At 65.0% G+C, this 17,494-nt stretch carries 19 protein-coding genes; 9 read left to right on the top strand and 10 right to left on the bottom strand.

The window, feature by feature from the left end; all coding sequences use genetic code 11:
* Positions 1 to 87: 87 nt before the first annotated feature.
* From xseA to E3T29_RS14535, 5 genes are all read left to right on the top strand, one after another.
* Complete coding sequence (gene xseA / locus E3T29_RS14515) at positions 88 to 1,305, top strand: exodeoxyribonuclease VII large subunit (RefSeq protein WP_134346319.1); 1,218 nt, start codon at positions 88 to 90, stop codon at positions 1,303 to 1,305.
* Positions 1,306 to 1,310: 5 nt separating this feature from the next.
* Positions 1,311 to 1,565, top strand: coding sequence for an exodeoxyribonuclease VII small subunit (locus E3T29_RS14520; RefSeq protein ID WP_134346320.1), 255 nt, complete (start codon positions 1,311 to 1,313; stop codon positions 1,563 to 1,565).
* Positions 1,562 to 2,215 carry a DUF4245 domain-containing protein gene (locus tag E3T29_RS14525; RefSeq protein WP_166790002.1) on the top strand — a complete coding sequence of 218 codons (654 nt, stop codon included), beginning with the start codon at positions 1,562 to 1,564 and terminating at the stop codon, positions 2,213 to 2,215. The genes E3T29_RS14520 and E3T29_RS14525 overlap by 4 nt, the downstream gene beginning before the upstream one ends.
* Positions 2,212 to 2,862, top strand: a complete 651-nt coding sequence (locus E3T29_RS14530; protein WP_092340695.1) for a carbonic anhydrase — start codon at positions 2,212 to 2,214, stop codon at positions 2,860 to 2,862. The genes E3T29_RS14525 and E3T29_RS14530 overlap by 4 nt, the downstream gene beginning before the upstream one ends.
* A gap of 65 nt (positions 2,863 to 2,927) precedes the next feature.
* On the top strand, positions 2,928 to 4,352 hold the full coding sequence (locus tag E3T29_RS14535) for an aspartate ammonia-lyase (protein WP_092340694.1): 1,425 nt from the start codon (positions 2,928 to 2,930) through the stop codon (positions 4,350 to 4,352).
* A 53-nt stretch (positions 4,353 to 4,405) separates the two neighbouring features.
* On the opposite strand, the gene E3T29_RS14540 is transcribed toward E3T29_RS14535, so the two are convergent.
* The 3 genes from E3T29_RS14540 to E3T29_RS14550 form a co-directional block, all read right to left on the bottom strand.
* Complete coding sequence (locus E3T29_RS14540; RefSeq protein ID WP_370449178.1) at positions 4,406 to 5,755, bottom strand: PhoH family protein; 1,350 nt, start codon at positions 5,753 to 5,755, stop codon at positions 4,406 to 4,408.
* 217 nt (positions 5,756 to 5,972) lie between these two features.
* The gene (locus E3T29_RS14545) at positions 5,973 to 7,094 is read right to left on the bottom strand and encodes an aminotransferase class V-fold PLP-dependent enzyme (protein ID WP_134346322.1); all 1,122 of its coding nucleotides are present in this window, start codon (positions 7,092 to 7,094) and stop codon (positions 5,973 to 5,975) included.
* 61 nt (positions 7,095 to 7,155) lie between these two features.
* Positions 7,156 to 7,941: an isoprenyl transferase gene (locus tag E3T29_RS14550; protein WP_134346323.1), complete on the bottom strand. Its 786-nt coding sequence runs from the start codon at positions 7,939 to 7,941 to the stop codon at positions 7,156 to 7,158.
* A gap of 69 nt (positions 7,942 to 8,010) precedes the next feature.
* Here E3T29_RS14550 and E3T29_RS14555 point away from each other — a divergent pair, with 69 nt between their 5' ends.
* Positions 8,011 to 8,712, top strand: a complete 702-nt coding sequence (locus tag E3T29_RS14555; protein ID WP_134346324.1) for a hemolysin III family protein — start codon at positions 8,011 to 8,013, stop codon at positions 8,710 to 8,712.
* Positions 8,713 to 8,718: 6 nt separating this feature from the next.
* Here E3T29_RS14555 and E3T29_RS14560 read toward each other — a convergent pair whose 3' ends face one another.
* Both E3T29_RS14560 and mca read right to left on the bottom strand, forming a co-directional pair.
* A complete protein-coding gene (locus E3T29_RS14560) occupies positions 8,719 to 8,982 on the bottom strand; it encodes a hypothetical protein (protein WP_092340690.1) in 264 nt (87 codons plus the stop codon).
* Positions 8,979 to 9,827 (bottom strand): mycothiol conjugate amidase Mca, encoded by an 849-nt coding sequence (gene mca, locus E3T29_RS14565; protein ID WP_092340792.1) that lies wholly within the window; start codon positions 9,825 to 9,827, stop codon positions 8,979 to 8,981. The genes E3T29_RS14560 and mca overlap by 4 nt, the downstream gene beginning before the upstream one ends.
* Positions 9,828 to 10,029: 202 nt before the next feature.
* Between mca and E3T29_RS14570 the strand changes: the two genes are divergently transcribed.
* Complete coding sequence (locus tag E3T29_RS14570) at positions 10,030 to 10,416, top strand: DUF4307 domain-containing protein (RefSeq protein WP_166792422.1); 387 nt, start codon at positions 10,030 to 10,032, stop codon at positions 10,414 to 10,416.
* 106 nt (positions 10,417 to 10,522) lie between these two features.
* The gene (greA, locus tag E3T29_RS14575) at positions 10,523 to 11,014 is read left to right on the top strand and encodes a transcription elongation factor GreA (protein ID WP_092340688.1); all 492 of its coding nucleotides are present in this window, start codon (positions 10,523 to 10,525) and stop codon (positions 11,012 to 11,014) included.
* Positions 11,015 to 11,173: 159 nt separating this feature from the next.
* On the opposite strand, the gene ilvA is transcribed toward greA, so the two are convergent.
* Both ilvA and E3T29_RS14585 read right to left on the bottom strand, forming a co-directional pair.
* Complete coding sequence (gene ilvA, locus E3T29_RS14580) at positions 11,174 to 12,409, bottom strand: threonine ammonia-lyase (RefSeq protein WP_134346326.1); 1,236 nt, start codon at positions 12,407 to 12,409, stop codon at positions 11,174 to 11,176.
* A gap of 3 nt (positions 12,410 to 12,412) precedes the next feature.
* Complete coding sequence (locus E3T29_RS14585; protein WP_241987833.1) at positions 12,413 to 13,837, bottom strand: AI-2E family transporter; 1,425 nt, start codon at positions 13,835 to 13,837, stop codon at positions 12,413 to 12,415.
* A 115-nt stretch (positions 13,838 to 13,952) separates the two neighbouring features.
* Here E3T29_RS14585 and E3T29_RS14590 point away from each other — a divergent pair, with 115 nt between their 5' ends.
* The gene (locus E3T29_RS14590) at positions 13,953 to 15,173 is read left to right on the top strand and encodes a winged helix-turn-helix domain-containing protein (RefSeq protein WP_134346327.1); all 1,221 of its coding nucleotides are present in this window, start codon (positions 13,953 to 13,955) and stop codon (positions 15,171 to 15,173) included.
* Between the two features lie 79 nt (positions 15,174 to 15,252).
* Here E3T29_RS14590 and E3T29_RS14595 read toward each other — a convergent pair whose 3' ends face one another.
* The 3 genes from E3T29_RS14595 to E3T29_RS14605 form a co-directional block, all read right to left on the bottom strand.
* Complete coding sequence (locus E3T29_RS14595; protein ID WP_134346328.1) at positions 15,253 to 16,137, bottom strand: M48 family metalloprotease; 885 nt, start codon at positions 16,135 to 16,137, stop codon at positions 15,253 to 15,255.
* Between the two features lie 11 nt (positions 16,138 to 16,148).
* Entirely contained in the window at positions 16,149 to 16,715 is a 567-nt protein-coding gene (locus E3T29_RS14600) for a LemA family protein (RefSeq protein ID WP_092108227.1), read from the bottom strand.
* A 187-nt stretch (positions 16,716 to 16,902) separates the two neighbouring features.
* On the bottom strand, positions 16,903 to 17,487 hold the full coding sequence (locus E3T29_RS14605) for a heme-binding protein (protein WP_134346329.1): 585 nt from the start codon (positions 17,485 to 17,487) through the stop codon (positions 16,903 to 16,905).
* Positions 17,488 to 17,494 lie beyond the last annotated feature (7 nt).

Here is a 17,494-nt window from a genome sequence, read left to right on the forward strand (position 1 = left end):
CTACGCACGCACGACCGAAGAACTCTGGGAGGACCCGCCTGTGCCCAACGCCAGTGCCACGATCAGCACCACCGCCAGGATCACCGCATGACGGATGCCCCCGCCACCGTCGAAACGCCGTGGCCGGTCGCCCTGCTCTCGGGCAAGATCCGCGGTTACATCGAGCGGCTCGGCATGGTCTGGGTCGAGGGCGAGATCACCCAGTGGGGTGCCAGCGGCGGCAACGTCTACGGCAAGCTCAAAGACCTTTCTGAAGACGCCACCGTGAGTTTCACGATCTGGTCGTCGGTGCGCGCCAAACTGACCGCTGATTTCAAAGCCGGTGACCGCGTTGTTGCCCTGGTCAAGCCCAACTTCTGGGTCAAGGGCGGCACGCTGACCATGCAGGCCTTCGAGATGCGGCACGTTGGGCTCGGCGACCTGCTCGAGCGACTGGAACGCCTGCGCAAACAGCTCGCGAGCGAGGGCCTGTTCGATGCCTCTCGCAAGAAGCGCCTGCCGTTTCTGCCGCACTGCATCGGCCTGGTGACCGGCAAAGATTCCGACGCCGAGAAAGACGTCATCCGCAACGCGCAGCTGCGCTGGCCGGCCGTGAATTTTCGGGTCGCGCACGCCGCGGTGCAGGGTGACCGTGCCGTCGGCGAGGTGACCAGCGCGATCCAGCGGCTCGACGCCGACCCAGAGGTCGACGTCATCATCGTCGCCCGTGGCGGCGGCGACTTTCAGAACCTGCTCACCTTCAGCGACGAGAGCCTCGTGCGTGCCGCCGCTGCCTGCATGACGCCAGTGGTGAGCGCGATCGGACACGAGGCCGACCGTCCGCTGCTCGACGACGTCGCCGACCTGCGAGCCTCTACCCCCACGGATGCCGCCAAACGCGTCGTTCCCGACGTCAGCGACGAACTGAACCGGGTGCAGCAGGCCAGGGCGCGTCTCAGCAGCCGGCTCACCGGCATCCTCTCGTCGGAAATCGACCGCATTTCACAGCTGCGCAGCCGTCCGGCGCTGGTCGACCCGCGCTGGATCATCGACTCCCGCAGCGAAGACCTCACCCGCTACGTGGCGCGCGGCGCCGAACTCACCGGGCGCGTTCTCGAACGCGCCGGGGCCACGGTGGTGGAACTGCGTTCCCAGCTGCGCGCCCTGTCGCCCCAGGGCACCCTCGACCGCGGCTACGCGATCGCCCAGCTGCCGAGCGGCCACGTGCTGCGCAGCGCCGACGACGCCCCGGAAGGCACCGAACTTCTGCTCACCCTGGCCAGCGGCACCGTTCCCGCCACCACCAACGCCGCCGCGTCGAAATAAATAGAATGGATGCCATGACCTCGCCCGCCGCAGACACCAGTGAACTCAGCTACGAACAGGCCCGCGATGAGCTCATCCGCGTGGTGAACGAGCTCGAACAGGGCTCGAGCACCCTCGAGCAGTCGCTCGCACTGTGGGAACGCGGCGAACACCTCGCCCGCCGCTGCGAAGAATGGCTGATCGGCGCCAAAGCCAGACTGGATGCCGCCCGTCTGGCAGCGACGGCGCCCGCCAGCGAAGACACCGCGACCGCCAGATGAGCCGCGCCCCTAAACCGCCGCGCGTTGTCGCCGAACTCGGCCGGCCGGAGACTCCGCAGGAGACCGCCGACCGGCTCGCCGAGAATTCGCGCAAGTACCGCTCGCACAAGACGGTGAACAATCTGGTGCTCTCCCTGCTCGTCACCGTGGGCGCTGTGCTCGTGCTCGTGCTGCTGGTGCCGCGCAATGACAACCCGATCACTCGCGACATCGACTACGCGAGCATCGCTGCCCAGACGCAGCCCGTCGTGGACCACGCCCTCGCGAGCCCCGTATTGCCGGGCGGCTGGAGCGCCAACGACGCCGAGTGGCGGGCCGGCACTAACGGCCAGGTACCCTCCTGGTACATCGGGCTGCTCACACCCGACAACCAGTACATCGGCTTCAACCAGGCCTTCGACGCCAACCCCACCTGGCTCGCCCAGAAACTGCCGGACTCCCCCGTCGTCGACACGGTCAGCATCGCCGGAGTCACCTGGGACGTTTACCGCAACAGCGCGGCTGCCGCCGATCGCGGCAACTTCGACTATGCCCTCGTCACCACCGCCGGCACGAGCACCTACGTGCTCATCGGCACGGCACCCACCGGCGACTTCGAGACCCTCGCTACCGCGCTGGCGCCCAACGTGGCAGAGAACGCCGCCGAATGAACCGCGCCTGGACGACTCCCCCGTCGCCGGCTGAGGCCTGGAACGAACTGCGCGAGGGCAACGTGCGCTTCGTCGCCGGTACCCCCCGGCACCGCGAAGATGTCGACCGACGGGCAGAGCTCGTCGGCCAGCAGACCCCGCACGCCGCCCTGTTCGGCTGCAGCGACTCCCGACTTGCCGCCGAGATCATCTTCGACCAGGGTCTCGGCGACCTGTTCGTCGTGCGCAACGCCGGCCAGATCATCTCCGAATCCGTGCTCGGCTCGCTCGAGTACGCCGTCGCGGTGCTGCACGTTCCGCTCATTCTCGTGCTCGGGCATGACGAGTGCGGTGCGGTGCGCGCCGCCATCGATTCGCAAGGCACGGATGCCCCGCCCCTGCCCGTTCACATCAATCACGTTATCGAAAAGATCGTTCCGGCGGTGCGTCGGGTGAGCGGGGTGACGGCATCCGCTTTTCTCGACCCTCAGCTGGTCGATGCCGGCCACGTGGGCCGGGAACATCTCAAAGACACGGTCACCGAAATGCTCGAGCAGTCCGAGTTGATCAGCGCGGCCATCGCAGAAGGTACATTGGCTATCGTCGGTGCGAATTACGTTCTTCGCGAAGGGCACGCCGACCCCAACATCGTGGTGGGCGTCATTTAGACCCGCCGCCTCACAATCGCGCACCCGTTGCGCACAGCACGACTCTCATACAGCACCGAAAGGGAATGCACATAGTGGTGGACACCTCCGCAAACGCCGGCTACCGGATCGAACACGACACGATGGGTGAGGTCCGGGTTCCAACTCACGCACTCTACGGTGCCCAGACGCAGCGAGCCGTGGAGAACTTCCCGATCTCGGGTTCCACGCTCGAGTCCGCGCAGATCGCAGCTCTCGCTCGCATCAAGAAGTCCGCAGCTCTCGCCAACGCCCAGCTCGGCGTGCTGGAGCAGGACATCGCTGACGCGATCGCCGCGGCCGCCGACGAGGTCATCACCGGCCAGTACGACAACGAGTTTCCGATCGACGTCTACCAGACCGGCAGCGGCACCAGCTCGAACATGAACATGAACGAGGTCATCGCGACCCTCGCGACCCGCGCCCTCGGCCGCCCGGTGCACCCGAACGACCACGTCAACGCGAGCCAGTCCTCCAACGACGTGTTCCCCACCTCGGTGCACATCGCCGTCACGAGCGCCCTGATCGACGAGCTCATCCCCTCGCTCGACCACCTCGCGGTCGCGTTCGAGTCCAAGGCTGAACTGTGGAAAGAGGCCGTCAAGGCGGGACGCACCCACCTGATGGATGCCACTCCGGTCACCCTCGGCCAGGAATTCGGCGGCTATGCCCGCCAGATGCGCCTCGGCATCGAGCGCATTCGCACAGCGCTCCCCCGCGTCGCCGAGGTTCCGCTCGGCGGAACCGCGGTCGGTACCGGCATCAACACGCCCTACGGTTTTCCGCAGCTGGTCATCGAGCTGCTCGTTCAGGAGACCGAGCTGCCGATCACCGAAGCGCGTGACCACTTCGAGGCCCAGGCCAACCGCGACGGCCTCGTCGACGCTTCCGGAGCCCTGCGCACCATCGCCGTCTCACTGACCAAGATCAACAACGACCTGCGCTGGATGGGGTCAGGCCCGAACACCGGTTTCGGCGAGATCAACATCCCCGACCTGCAGCCCGGCTCGTCGATCATGCCCGGCAAGGTCAACCCGGTCATTCCGGAGGCCGTGCTCATGGTCTGCTCGCGCGTTATCGGCAACGATGCCACCATCGCCTGGTCCGGCGCTTCAGGCTCATTCGAGCTCAACGTCGGTATCCCGGTCATGGGAACCGCCCTGCTCGAATCGATCCGCCTGCTGACCAACGCCACCCGCGTTCTGGCCGACAAGACCGTCGACGGCCTCGTCGCCAACCTCGAGCACGCTCGTGCGCTGGCCGAGAAGTCGCCGTCGATCGTCACCCCGCTCAACCGGGTCATCGGCTACGAAGCCGCCGCCAAGGTGGCCAAGAAGGCCGTCGCTGAGGGACTCACCGTGCGTGAGGCCGTCATCGCCCTGGGCCACGTCGAACGAGGTGACCTGACGCTCGCCGAGCTCGACACTGCCCTCGACGTGCTCAGCATGACGCGTCCCCCCCAGCAGAAGTAACAGCACGACAAAGCGCCCGGCCCCGCGAGGGACCGGGCGCTTTGCCGTACCAGCTACATGACCTCGTTGCCCTCCAGCATCTCGGTCACGAGGGCGGCGATCGCGCTGCGCTCCGAACGGGTCAGGGTCATGTGCGCAAACAGCGGATGCCCCTTCAACGTTTCAATCACGCTGGCCACACCATCGAAGCGGCCGACCCGCAGATTGTCGCGCTGGGCGACGTCGTGGGTGAGCACCACGCGCGAGTTCTGACCGATGCGGCTCAGCACGGTCAGCAGCACGTTGCGTTCAAGCGACTGTGCCTCGTCCACGATCACGAAGGCGTCGTGCAGGGACCGACCGCGAATGTGAGTGAGCGGCAGCACCTCGAGGATGCCGCGCTCCATCACCTCCTCGACCACGTTCTCCGAGACGATCGCGCCGAGCGTGTCGAACACCGCCTGCGCCCACGGCCCCATCTTCTCGCCCTGGTCACCGGGCAGAAAGCCGAGATCCTGCCCGCCGACCGCGTACAGCGGCCGGAACACCATGATCTTGCGGTACTGCTGGCGCTCGAGCACGGCCTCCAAGCCCGCGCAGAGAGCGAGCGCCGACTTACCGGTACCGGCTCGTCCGCCAAGCGACAGAATGCCGATCTCCGGGTCGAGCAGCAGGTCGATGGCCAGTCGTTGCTCGGCCGACCGTCCGTGCAGCCCGAAGACGTCACGGTCGCCGCGCACGAGCTTGAGCGTGCCGCGACTGGTCACCCGGCCGAGGGCCGACCCGCGATCGGAGTGGATGACCAGCCCGGTGTTGATCGGCATGTCCTGCACCGTTCGCGAGTCGAGCGTCTCTTTGTCGTAGAGCACGCTCATCTGCTCGGCGCTGAGGGTGATCTCGTCCATACCGGTCCAGCCGGAATCGACCGCGAGTTCGTGCCGATATTCATCGGCAGCGAGGCCGAGGGATGCGGCCTTCACCCGCAGCGGCAGGTCCTTCGAGACGACGGTCACCGTCATTCCTTCGTTGGCCAGGTTCAGGGCCACGGCGAGAATGCGCGAATCGTTGTCGTTCAATTGCAGGCCCGACGGCAGCACCGACATGTTCGAGTGGTTTAGTTCCACGCGCAGGCTGCCGCCCTCGCCAACCGGAATCGGAAAGTCGAGGCGTTCGTGCTTGAGCCTCAGCTCGTCGAGGTTACGCAGCGCCTGCCGAGCGAAATACCCGATCTCCGGGTCGTTGCGCTTGGACTCCAGCTCGCTGATCACCACCACGGGCAAGACAACGGCGTGCTCGGCAAAGCGGAAAATCGCTTTCGGATCTGACAGAAGCACCGAGGTGTCCAACACAAAGGTGCGCTCGGTTTGCGAAGCGGATGTCTCCACCCGGTCAGTCGCATTAAGGTCGGTTCGATTAGCGGTCACAGCCACTCCCACCCTGCGTCACGAGGACGCGGATCACTTTGGCGAGCTGGCCATCAAGCAATTCTCGAGCCGTACTTATATGGCCGTCTCGATCAGGTGCCGTACCTGATAAAAGTGACGCTACGACTTACCGGCGCAAAATGGAACCCGACACGCCCACCGAAATCTGACGTTCACCTGACGTTGGGGCAGACGCAGAGTCTGGGCCGCGGTGTTGCTAGTAGGTAGCGGCGAGCGTGTAGGCGGTGAGTGCACCCCTCAGCATGGTTACCGTGTCAGGGTCGAGGGCCGCGTGCACGCTGAGCCGCACGGTGGCGCCGCGGGTGGTCGCGGTGATGCCGTGGTTGTGCAGGCTGGCCACGAGGGTGGTCAGCAGCTCAGCCGGCGGCTCGAGTACGACGATCCCCGCCCGTTCGCGAACATCGCGGGGCGAGACGATCTCGATGACGAATTCGTCTACGAGTTGGATGATCTGCGAGACGTTGTCATTCATGGCGGTCTGGATGACGTCGACACCGACGTCGGAGATCTGCTCGAGGGCCGCTGCGAACCGGGCCTGCGCGATGGAGTCGCCGTTGGTCACCCGGAAGGCTCTGGCTGCGCGGCTCGGCGGGGTCACCTCGTCCCACGGCTCGTCGGTATCGGTGCCGACGTAGCCCGAATACACCGGCACGAGGCGTTCCAGCGCCCGTTCGCTGAGGGCCAGAAAGCCGGTGCCCCAGCCGGCCCGCGTCCATTTCTGTCCACCGGAAGCGACAACATCCGCTGCCTCGTAGGCGGCATCGACGATGCCGAAGCCCTGGATAGCGTCGACGATGAGCAGGCGATCGCCGATGACTTGACGGATGCCCTCGAGGTCGACCCGATAGCCGGTTCGGGAATCGACGAGGCACACAGCGACGGCGGCGACGGCCGGGGTGAGCTGGTCGCGGATCTGCCCCGGAGTGACGCGGCCGTGCTCGGTCTGCAACCAGAGCGGAGTGACCACGTGCAGGGACTCAGCGGCCCGAACTGCGGCAAACGGCACGCTGGGAAAGTCCCCCGCAGATAACAGCACCGAACCGGTCAGACCGAACATGGCCTGCATCAGACCCGAGCTGGTGTTGGGCTGCAGCACGACCTGTTCAGGCGTGAAACCGGTGAGAGCGGATACCGCGGTGCGCGCACGCAGATCCTGCTCGGCGAGGTGGTCGAGGCTGCCGTAGCGGGCACGCGAGAGCACCTCGGTCTGGCCGAGGGTTTCGGCGACGACGGCGTCGGAGAGCGGGCCGACCCGGCCATAGTTCAGATAGCCGGGTTCATCACGAAAGCCATCGGTGAAGCTCAGGAGCGAATTCATGCTTGGGTCCAATCAATTGGAAAACGAATACTCCCCCGTTGGTCTCACCCCGCCAACGGGTCTAGCCGCCGAACCGGCGCTGCCGGCGGGAAAAGTCGCGCAATGCCCGAAGAAAATCGATCTGACGCAGGTCGGGGCCGAGCGCCTCGACGAAGTAGAACTCGCTGTGCGCGCTCTGCCACAGCATGAAGTCGCTCAGCCGCTGCTCACCCGAGGTGCGAATCACGAGGTCGGGGTCGGGCTGACCGCCGGTATACAGGTGCTGGCCGATCAGTTCGGGCGTGAGCGTCTCAGCGAGGTCTTCCAGCGTGCCACCGTGCGCGTGGTGGGTGGCGACGATGCTGCGCATCGCGTCTGTGATCTCGGTGCGCCCGCCGTAGCCGACCGCGAGATTCACGTGCAGGCCCCTACGGTCGCTGGTGCGGGCATCCGCTGCGTCAAGGGCTGCGACCAGCGGAAGGGGCAGGCCGGCTTTGGACCCCACCTGCTGCACCCGCCAATCGCGATAGTGCGAGAGCTCTTCGGCCAGATCGGCGATGATCTCGATTAGATCGGCGAGTTCGTCAGCGGGCCGCTGGGTGAGGTTGTCGGAGGAGAGCAGGTACAGGGTGACGACCGAAACTCCGAGGTCGTCGCACCATTCCAGAAATTCGCGCATCTTCGCGGCACCGGCACGGTGACCGTGTGCGGCCGTCTGAAACCCCAGTTGTCTGGCCCAGCGGCGGTTGCCGTCGATGATCATGGCCACGTGACGGGGCAGATGCTCCGGCGTCAGTCCGCGTCTCAGGCGGCGCTGATACAGCCTGTAGAGGAGACCGCGCGCTGAGGGAACTTGGGGTTTCTGCACACAGTTACGCTAGTCCACTCCGACGGGCCTTCGGGGCACGCGGGGCTCGCCCTGTCGTATCCTTGCAGCATGGCCACCGAGCGCGATATCCCCAATCTGCCGCTGATCGAGGCGGCTGACGCCCATCCGGAGGATGTGAAACCGACCTGGCGTGGCTGGATTCACGCGGGAACTTTTCCCGTCACGATCGTGGCCGGAATCGTGCTGCTGGTGCTGGCTGAGGGGTCGGCGGCCAAAATCAGCTCGGCCGTGTTCGTGCTGAGCTCGATGCTGCTGTTTGGCAATTCGGCGCTCTACCATCGCTTCAACTGGCAGCCGCGCACCCGCATCATTCTCAAACGCATCGACCACGCCAACATTTTTTTGCTGATCGCCGGGTCGTACACGCCGATCACCGTGCTCGCGCTGCCGCCGGAGAAGGCCACGCTGCTGCTCTGGCTGGTCTGGGGCGGCGCCGGGCTCGGCATCATCTTTCGGGTGTTCTGGATCCACGCGCCGCGCTGGCTCTACGTGCCGCTCTACCTGGTGCTCGGTTACGGCGCGCTGTTGTTTATCGTGGACTTTTTTCAGGCCAACGCCACCATGATGACGCTCATTCTGATCGGCGGGCTCTGCTACACCGTCGGAGCGGTCGTTTACGGGCTGAAGAAGCCCAACCCGGTTCCGGGTGTGTTCGGATTTCACGAGATCTTCCACACCCTGACGGTCGTGGCGTTCCTGTGTCATTTCGCGGCGATTCTGTTGATCGCCACGCATCCGCTCTACCCGTAACGCTGGTTATTCGGGCTTGTCGCCCGGGGTCTTCGGTGTGCTCTGGTCGGCGTCACGCTCGGCGATTTCGGCTTCGAGCCGGGCGGTGATTTCCGCGCGGTAGGTGGTGCGGCGGATGCGACGCACCAGGTCGAAACCGAGCAGCAGGGTCGCCGCTCCGATCAGGAAGACGACGATGAACCCGACGACACCGGGGGTGACAGTGTTCGGGTCGAAATCGGGGTCGGGGGTCGGTGTGACGGCGAGTACGACGTTCAACAGGGAGATCATTCGTTGTCCGGGATTCCGGCGAAGAGATCAGATTCAGGCATTGCGGTGTCTACTTTCGATTCGACGAGTTGGAAGTCTTCGTACGGCCAGGCCTCGCGTACCAAATCGTTCGGCCAGAAAAAGAAGCTGCTGTCGGGGGCGACCTGGCTCGCGTGCGAGCGCAGGGCCTCGTCGCGCGCTTCGAGGAAGTCTCCTGCCGGCACGTGAGTGGTGGCCAGCTGCGGGTAATTCTCCATGCGTTCCCGAGCCGCCCCGAGCGGTTCCAGCAGCGGAGAATCGGGCTCGGCGACGCTGAGCGCCAGGTACATCGCATCGATGCGCTCGAGGTTGAAAATGCGGTCGTAATAGAGCTTGTCGATCTGCCACGGCTCGCCCGACTGCGGGTACCGGTCGGGGGCAGCGGCCGCGCGAAAAGCTTCGAGGGAGACCTCGTGGCAACGGATGTGATCGGGGTGCGGGTAGCCGCCGTTTTCGTCGTAGGTGATCAGAACCTGGGGACGAAACTCCCGCACCAGCGTGACCAGGGGTTCGGCCGAATACTCCAGCGGAATATCAGCGAACGAGTTCGGCGGCACCGACTTGTCCTCGTTCATGCCGGAATCCTCGAAGCCGAGCCAGCGGTGCTGCACCCCGAGGGCACGCTGCGCGCCCAGCATCTCGAGGCGGCGGAGGCCTGAGATATCGCGCTCAGCCATGGCATGGCCGTTCAGGGCCGGGTTCAGGATGCTGCCCCGCTCGCCGCCCGTGCAACTCACGATCATCACCTCGGCGCCAAGGCTGCGGTAGTAGGCATACGTTGCAGCGCCCTTGCTCGACTCGTCGTCGGGATGGGCATGCACAGCCATCAGTCGCAGCGTCACCATACTCCTCAGGAATGCCGGATAACCTTAGGCCAGATAACCTAATTACCAGCCTAATCGCTCCCGTGAAAGTGTGAAATCGCCAGTGCCCCAAAACAGCACGCCTGCCGGAGTTCAGCCGAGCCGCGAGCCCTGCCGCCTGGACGAATCCGAAGGCACGTCGGCCCCCACGCCGATCGAGAGTGCCGTGATCCAATCGCGCTACGGGCGTACACCCGATCGCAAGCGTCGCGACCGACGGATCCTCTGGGCTCTGGGCGGTATTTTTGTGCTGGTACTCGGAGCGTGGGTGTTGTGGACCGGTCTGGATGGAGCATCCACTCAAATCGAGGCACGCGATATTGGGCACACCATCATCGATGAGCACACCGTCAGCGTGACGTTCGAAGTGTCGCTCCCAGTGAACCGCACGGCGAGTTGCGCGGTGCAGGCCCTCAACGAAAGCTATTCTGTGGTTGGCTGGAAGATCATCGATCTGCCGCCGTCGACGCTGTACAACCGGTCATTCACCGAGATTTTACGTACCACCAACCTGAGCAACACTGGTTTGATTTACGAGTGCTGGCTGACCTAAACTGACGTATTCGCCTCGGCAATCGTCGGGGCGTCGACTGTATCCGCGACCTTCGGGCTTTTCTGCGCTCGGGCGTCACATTCGACCGTAATAAAGGAGATCACTCGTGACAACCGACACAACGGTCACCTGGCTAACTCAGGAAGCCCACGACCGCCTCGCAGCGGAACTGGCGACACTGAGCAACTTCGGCCGGGGTGACATCGCGAAGAAGATCGAATCTGCTCGCGAAGAGGGCGATCTCAAGGAGAACGCCGGCTACCATGCGGCCAAAGAAGAGCAGGGCAAGATGGAGGCGCGCATTCGCACCCTCACCGTGCTGCTGCGCACCGCTGAAGTCGGCCACGCCCCCGAAAGCAACGGCATCGTCGTTCCCGGCACCGTTATCACTGCCACGATCGCCGGCGACGAGAGCCGTTTTCTGATCGGCAGCCGCGAGATCGGCGCCAACAGCGACCTCGACGTATTCAGCGAGCAGAGCCCGCTCGGCGCAGCCATCATCGGCCTGAAGGTGGGCGCGAAGACGAGCTACACCACGCCGAACGGCAAGGAAATCACCGTGCACGTCACCAACGTGGAGACCTTCACCGGAGCCTGACCGACCCGACCCGACCCGTCGGTTTAGCACCACAACTCCTGCAATTTGCTGACGGGGCAGAAAAGATGCCCGGAATTCCGGGCATCCGTTGGGGAACGGTCACAAAATGCAGGAGTTATACGCGGGGGCCGGGCCCGTAACGGGAGCCCGGAAGCGCGGCTAGTCGATCTGCGGGTCGTAGCCGGCCGCGCGCAGGGTGTCGACGACGTGCTGGCGGTGCTCTGGCCCCCGTGTTTCGACGCTGACGTCGAGCTCGACCTCGCTGAGCTGCAGGCCGACGCCGTGCCGGGTGTGCAGTACCTCGATGACGTTCGCGGTGGCCTCAGCCAGCAGCTCGGAGATTCGCGCGAGCTGGCCGGGGCGGTCCGGCAGCATGATGCGCAGCGTGAGGTAGCGGCCAGACGCGGCGAGGCCGTGGCTGATCACCCGCTGCATCAGCAGCGGGTCGATGTTGCCGCCGGAGAGGATAGCGACGGTCGGCCCCGCGGGCGTGACCTTGCCGGCCAGGATGGCGGCGACCGCCACGGCTCCGGCCGGTTCCACGACGAGCTTGGCGCGCTCGAGCAGCACGAGTAGCGCCCGGGCGGTGTCGTCCTCGCTGACGGTGACGATCTCGTCGACGGCGTCGCGCACGATCTCGAAGTTGAGCAGTCCCGGTTTGGCGACGGCGATGCCGTCGGCGATGGTCGGCAGCATGCTGATCATCGTGGCTTCACCGGCCTCGAGTGAGGGCGGGTAGGCGGCGGCGTTCTCCGCCTGCACCCCGATGATGCGGATGCGGCGCCCATCGCGTGCGGCGCGTTGCTTGAGCGCACTGGCCACCCCGGAGATCAGGCCGCCGCCGCCGATGGGAACGATGACCGTCTCGAGGTCGGGAACCTGGTCGAGGATTTCGAGGCCGAGTGTGCCCTGCCCGGTGACAACGTCCACGTGGTCGAACGGCGGGATGAGGATCGCCCCGGTCTCGCGGGCATATTCGGCTGCGGCGAGCAGCGGTTCGGTCACGGTCGTGCCGCGCAGGATGACCTCGGCGCCGTAGTCCCGGGTGGCCGACAGCTTGGGCAGCGCGACGCCGACTGGCATGAAGATGGTGGCTTTGATGCCCAGCTCACGGGCAGCGAAGGCCACGCCCTGGGCGTGGTTGCCGGCCGAGGCCGCGACGACGCCGCGGGCTTTCTCTTCGTCGGTCAGTTTGGACAGCCGATTGTAGGCGCCGCGAATCTTGTAGGAGCCGGTTCGTTGCAGGTTCTCACACTTGAGGTACACCGGCGCTCCCAGCACGTCGGCGAGGTACCGCGAGCTCTCCATCGGTGTCACATCGGCGACTTGGGCGACAACCGCGCGCGCCGCCTCGAACTCAGCGAGGGTGGGTGCGACGAGGGTGGTCTCTGGCATGTCTTAGTTCTCCGAACTGTCCTGCGGCGCGCGAGGTGCGCTCAAATCTGAGGGGGTCCTGCGGGCTGAGCCATCACGAGCCGTGCGGATGCTCCGCGGACGCACCCGCGCGGTGCGTTCCGGTGCACCGCTCGAACGGTAGCCGGGTCTGCTCTGCGGCACTGTCTGCCACAGCACCGATCCGGTCGGAGGCACCGCCGTCGGCGGACTCGACCGCCAGGTACCACCGGCAATGTAACTGGTCATCGCGTTCAAAACGGCGGCTATCGGTACGGCGAACAGGGCGCCCGGAATGCCGGCGAGCAACGCACCGGCGGCAACCACGAGTACGACAGCAAGCGGATGCACCTTCACGGCCGTTCCCATGATGAGCGGCTGCAGAACGTGGCCTTCAACCTGCTGCACGAGCAGAACCACTCCGAGCATGCCGAGGGCGACAGCCCAGTTGTTGAAGATCAGGGCGATGATAATGGCGACAGAGCCGGTCGCCACGGCACCGACGATGGGAATAAAGGAGCCAAGGAACACCAGAATACCAATCGGGATGGCCATCGGAACCCCGAGCAGAGCGGCACCGACACCAATACCGACGGCGTCGATGGAGGCCACCAGAATTTGCACCTTGGCGAAGTTTCCGAGGGTTGTCCAGCCGGCGATGCCGGCGCCGTCGACGGCGGCGCGGGCGCGCAGGGGAAAGAATCGCACGATCCAGGCCCAGATGGCCTTGCCGTCGATAAGAATGAACAGCAGGCTGAACAGCGCCAGGAGCAGGCCGGTGAGCAGATGCCCGAGGGTGGTACCGACCGAGAGGGCGCCGCTGATGAATACGGCGCTGTCGTTTTGAATCGCTTTCCACCCTTGATCCAGATAGCTGCTGATCTCCTGTTCGGACAATTGCAGCGGTGAGGCCGCGAGCACTGACTTGAGGCTGTCGAAACTTGCCGTGAGGCGATCGCTCAAGCCGACCGTGCCCTCAGCGATCTGGGTGGAAGCCAAAGTGACCAGGCCGGCGACGAGCACAAGCGTGCCCAACATCGCAACGGCTACGGCAAGCCCCTTGGGCCACCGATGCCGTACCAGAAAGGCCACGAGGGGAACCAGCAGCGCGGACACCAGCACCGCGACCAGCAGCGGAATGATGATGAGGCGTAGCTGAATGATGAGAAAAATCAGAATGGCGATAGCCGCGGCGATCATGATCAGGCGCCAGGACCACGCTCCAGCCAAGCGGATGCCGGCTGGCAGATTCTCGTCAACCCCGTTGGGCACGGGGGCCGGGGTCACCACCTCAACCGGGGTGAGGAGGAGTTCGGAACCGGCCTGATCGGCGCTCGCCCGTGCACGCTCAGCACGGGCTCGCTGAAGACCCTGCCGGCGGCGCAGACGTAGCAGGGCGCGCGCGCCCGGATTGCCCGTAGATTCACTCACTTGCCCAGTCTAGGACTGCTGCGTGGCCTCACGACGCGATCCTCACGTGCGGCGTAACAGATGATTGCGCCGCCCGAATGGCCGGTATACCGCTTCGCCGGATAGAGTCGAAAAGATGGTTCACACAGTCTCCCCCGCGACGATTTCCCCCGCACTGGCGCGGCGAATCGCGTTGGCCGCGCAGGGGTTCGGCGCCCGCCCGACGACTCCCGTCGGTATCCGCCAGCTGACCGCCCTGGTGAACCGGCTCGAGCTGCTGCAGATCGACTCCGTGAACGTCTTTGAACGCAGCCATTATATGCCGGCCTTCAGCCGCCTCGGCCCGTACGACAAGTCCCAGCTTGACCGCCTCACGACCGGACGCGAGGCCCGTTTCACCGAGTACTGGGCGCACGAAGCATCCTTTCTGCCGACCGACGTCTGGCCGCTGTTTCGCTGGCGCATGCACCAAAATCGGGACCGGTCGGCGCGCACCGTGGGCAACTGGTCGAGCGCCAACCAGAAGATGCTGGCCTGGCTGCTGGCCGAACTCGCCGCCAACGGCCCGATGCGTGCGAGCGAGATCGAGCACGACGCCAACAAGCGCAGCGGCCCGTGGTGGGGCTGGTCCGACGTGAAGACCGGGCTCGAAGTGCTGTTCCGCTGGGGCGACGTGGTGAGCGCTGGGCGCATCCGCTTCGAACGGGTCTATGCCCTGCCCCAGCAGGTCTTCTCGCCGGAGCTGCTCGGCCAGGATATTTCAGAAGCGGATGCCCACCGCGAGCTGGTGCGCCGCTCGGCCCGTGCCCACGGCATCGGCACCGTGAAGGACTTCGCCGACTACTTTCGGCTGAAGTCAGCACCCGCCCTGGTGGCCATTCGGGAGCTGGCCGACGCTGGCGAGCTTATTCCGGTGGAGGTGCCGGGCTGGGGGCCGCGCGGCACGGTCGGGGCGGCCTGGCTGCATCGGGACGCCAGACTCCCTCGCACCATGGACGCCCAGGCGATCCTGTCACCGTTCGACCCGGTGGTCTGGGAGCGCGCCCGGGCGCTGCGGTTGTACGACTTTCACTATCGCATCGAGATCTACACCCCCGAACCAAAGCGGATCTTCGGGTACTACTCGCTGCCGATTCTGCTCGGTGATACGGTCGTGGGTCGGGTTGACCTCAAAAACGACCGGCAGGCCGGGGTGTTGCGCGTGCAGGCGGTCTGGGCCGAGCCTGCAGCGCCAGCGGATTCCGCGGGCCGGCTCGCGCAGGTGCTGCGGGAGGCCGCGCTGTGGCAGGGGCTCGGTGAGATCGTGGTGGCACCCCGCGGCAACCTCGCCGACGGCCTGGCCGCCGAACTTCAGTAGGCGCGTCGCCATCAAGTCGCTGGTCGAGCTCGTCGAAACCGCCATCGACCGACGCGCACCGGTTTGGGGGACGGTTAGGTCAGAACTTGCTGCCCATGGCGGTGAGGCGCGCGATGCGGTCCTCAAGCGGCGGGTGCGTAGCGAAGAGCTTCGCCATTGCGCCCTTTTTGAGCGGGTCAGCGATCCACAGGTGCGCCATCGAGGTGTTCTGCTTCGTCATCGGGCGACCGTATTCGCCGAGCTTAGCCAAGGCTGAGGCGAGTGCATCGGGGTGGCGCGTGGTCAGCGCGCTCGTGGCATCCGCTAAGTATTCGCGTTGGCGGCTCACGGCGAGCTGAACGACCGTCGCAATCAGCGGAGCCACGATCATGGCGACGAGGCCGAACACCATGACAACGGGGTTGCCGTTGCTGTTGTTGTTGCGCCCGAAGAACGCCATGCGCAAGAAGATGTCTGACACGAAGCCGATGGCCACGACGAGTCCGAAGACGATCATCGAGAGCCGAATGTCGTAGTTACGCACATGGCCCATCTCGTGGGCCATGACGCCCTCGAGTTCGGCGTCATCCATGATGTCGAGCAGGCCTGTCGTTGCCGCGACGATCGCGTGCTTGGGGTCGCGACCGGTCGCGAACGCGTTCGGGGCCGGGTCGTTGATGATGTAGACCTCAGGCATGGGTGTGCCCGTCGTGATGGAAAGATTTTCGACCGTGCGCCACAGCCTCGGGTGGTCGGATTGGCTGTTGACTCTGATTCCGCCGCTCATCGAGATGGCCTGGCGTCCCGCCGCGTAGTACTGAATCAGCGCATAGGCCGACGCAATGACAAGCGTGAGAATAAGGGCGGTATACCCATTCATGCCGTAGGCCACGCCCGCAAGCCAGCCGAGGCCGGTGATCAGGGCGAGAAAAAAGATGATGATGAAGACGGTGTTGCGTTTGTTCTTGGCGATCGCGCTGTACATCTAGTGCTCCGTTAGAACTGCACGCGGGGCGGCTCCGCAATCGCTGCGGAATCGGCCACCTCGAAGAATTCGCGTTCGGTGAAACCGAGGTTCACGGCGAAGAGGTGGTTCGGGAACACCTTAATCTTGGTGTTCATTTCGCGCACGCCACCGTTGTAGAAACGGCGTGCGGCCTGGATTTTGTCCTCGGTGTCGACGATTGCACCCTGCAACTGCAGGTAGTTCTGGCTGGCTTGAAGCTGCGGGTACGCCTCGGCGACGGCGAAGATGCTCTTCAGGGCGGTCTGCATGTGATTCTCAGCAGCGGATGCGTCGGCCGGACCTTGTGCAGACAGCGTCTCGGCCCGAGCCTTGGTCACGTTCTCAAACACGCTTTTCTCGTGCGCTGCGTAGCCCTTGACCGTTTCGATCAGGTTGGGCAGCAGGTCGGCACGACGCTTGAGCATCACCGTGATGTCGCTCCACGCTTCGTCGACGCGTACGTTGAGCGTGACGAGGGAGTTGTAGGTCGACCACAGGTAGATACCCACGATGGCGACGAGTGCGACAACGATCAAAACCGGGATGAGCCATTCCATGGCAGCGTCTCCTTGCAAATTGGCGAGATGTGTACGTTGGCACGGAGACATGAACTGGCCAAAAACGACCCCCCGTGCGTACCTGCCAATACTAACCGCGACCCCGGAGGCTCCCACCCGCTTCCCATGACACTCCAAGCAAGCTCAAGGCGCGTAGGGATTTCCGGGAAGGCAGGGCGAGCGCTGCTCAGCCGGGCTCTTCGACGTCCAGCAGTACCTCGTTGCGGCGTAGAAACCATGGCGTGAACGGCGGGTCGAATCGGGCGAATCTGGGTGCCCCCAGGGCTGTGAGGCCGGCGGCGCCGAGCGCCGCGTGTAACTCCTCGAGATGCTGTTCGTATCGAGTCTGAGTCCAGCGTCCACTGAAGCGGAGGGCACCGGCCAGGCTGGCGGGCACCGTGCGTAGGTGCACGGTCGGGTCCGTGGGTTGCGGCGCGGTCTCGGCCGTCATCGCCTTGGGCAGCACGAAAGCCACCCGGAACTGTTCCGCGGCCGCAGCGCCAGAGACATCTTTCACGCTCTGCTGCAGTACCGGCGCGGTCATCGCGATCTTTTCGGCGGCATCCGTTTGCAGCACTGGCGCCGTCATGGCGACTTTACGAAGTGACTGGTTGGCGCCGGTGATGTACGCGAACAGGTAGCGAAAGGCCCGATTACCGGCGTCTTCGAATGGGCCATCGATGGTGACCTCGGCCACCAGATGCGCGGGGTATCGGCGCAATTCGAAATCCTCATATTGCTTCACAATTTGGTAGGGCTGTTGCTCGGTCACGCACCGA

The organism is Cryobacterium sp. TMT1-66-1 (assembly GCF_004403435.1).
Taxonomy (GTDB): Bacteria; Actinomycetota; Actinomycetes; order Actinomycetales; family Microbacteriaceae; genus Cryobacterium; species Cryobacterium flavum.

Bases quoted from the DNA above. Each gene is read 5' to 3' on its own strand.
- xseA (WP_134346319.1), top strand. From the start codon at position 88: ATGACGGATGCCCCCGCCACCGTCGAAACGCCGTGGCCGGTCGCCCTG.
- E3T29_RS14520 (WP_134346320.1), top strand. From the start codon at position 1,311: ATGGATGCCATGACCTCGCCCGCCGCAGACACCAGTGAACTCAGCTAC.
- E3T29_RS14525 (WP_166790002.1), top strand. From the start codon at position 1,562: ATGAGCCGCGCCCCTAAACCGCCGCGCGTTGTCGCCGAACTCGGCCGG.
- E3T29_RS14530 (WP_092340695.1), top strand. From the start codon at position 2,212: ATGAACCGCGCCTGGACGACTCCCCCGTCGCCGGCTGAGGCCTGGAAC.
- E3T29_RS14535 (WP_092340694.1), top strand. From the start codon at position 2,928: ATGCACATAGTGGTGGACACCTCCGCAAACGCCGGCTACCGGATCGAA.
- E3T29_RS14545 (WP_134346322.1), bottom strand. From the start codon at position 7,094: ATGAATTCGCTCCTGAGCTTCACCGATGGCTTTCGTGATGAACCCGGC.
- E3T29_RS14555 (WP_134346324.1), top strand. From the start codon at position 8,011: ATGGCCACCGAGCGCGATATCCCCAATCTGCCGCTGATCGAGGCGGCT.
- E3T29_RS14560 (WP_092340690.1), bottom strand. From the start codon at position 8,982: ATGATCTCCCTGTTGAACGTCGTACTCGCCGTCACACCGACCCCCGAC.
- mca (WP_092340792.1), bottom strand. From the start codon at position 9,827: ATGGCTGTGCATGCCCATCCCGACGACGAGTCGAGCAAGGGCGCTGCA.
- ilvA (WP_134346326.1), bottom strand. From the start codon at position 12,409: ATGCCAGAGACCACCCTCGTCGCACCCACCCTCGCTGAGTTCGAGGCG.
- E3T29_RS14590 (WP_134346327.1), top strand. From the start codon at position 13,953: ATGGTTCACACAGTCTCCCCCGCGACGATTTCCCCCGCACTGGCGCGG.
- E3T29_RS14595 (WP_134346328.1), bottom strand. From the start codon at position 16,137: ATGTACAGCGCGATCGCCAAGAACAAACGCAACACCGTCTTCATCATC.
- E3T29_RS14600 (WP_092108227.1), bottom strand. From the start codon at position 16,715: ATGGAATGGCTCATCCCGGTTTTGATCGTTGTCGCACTCGTCGCCATC.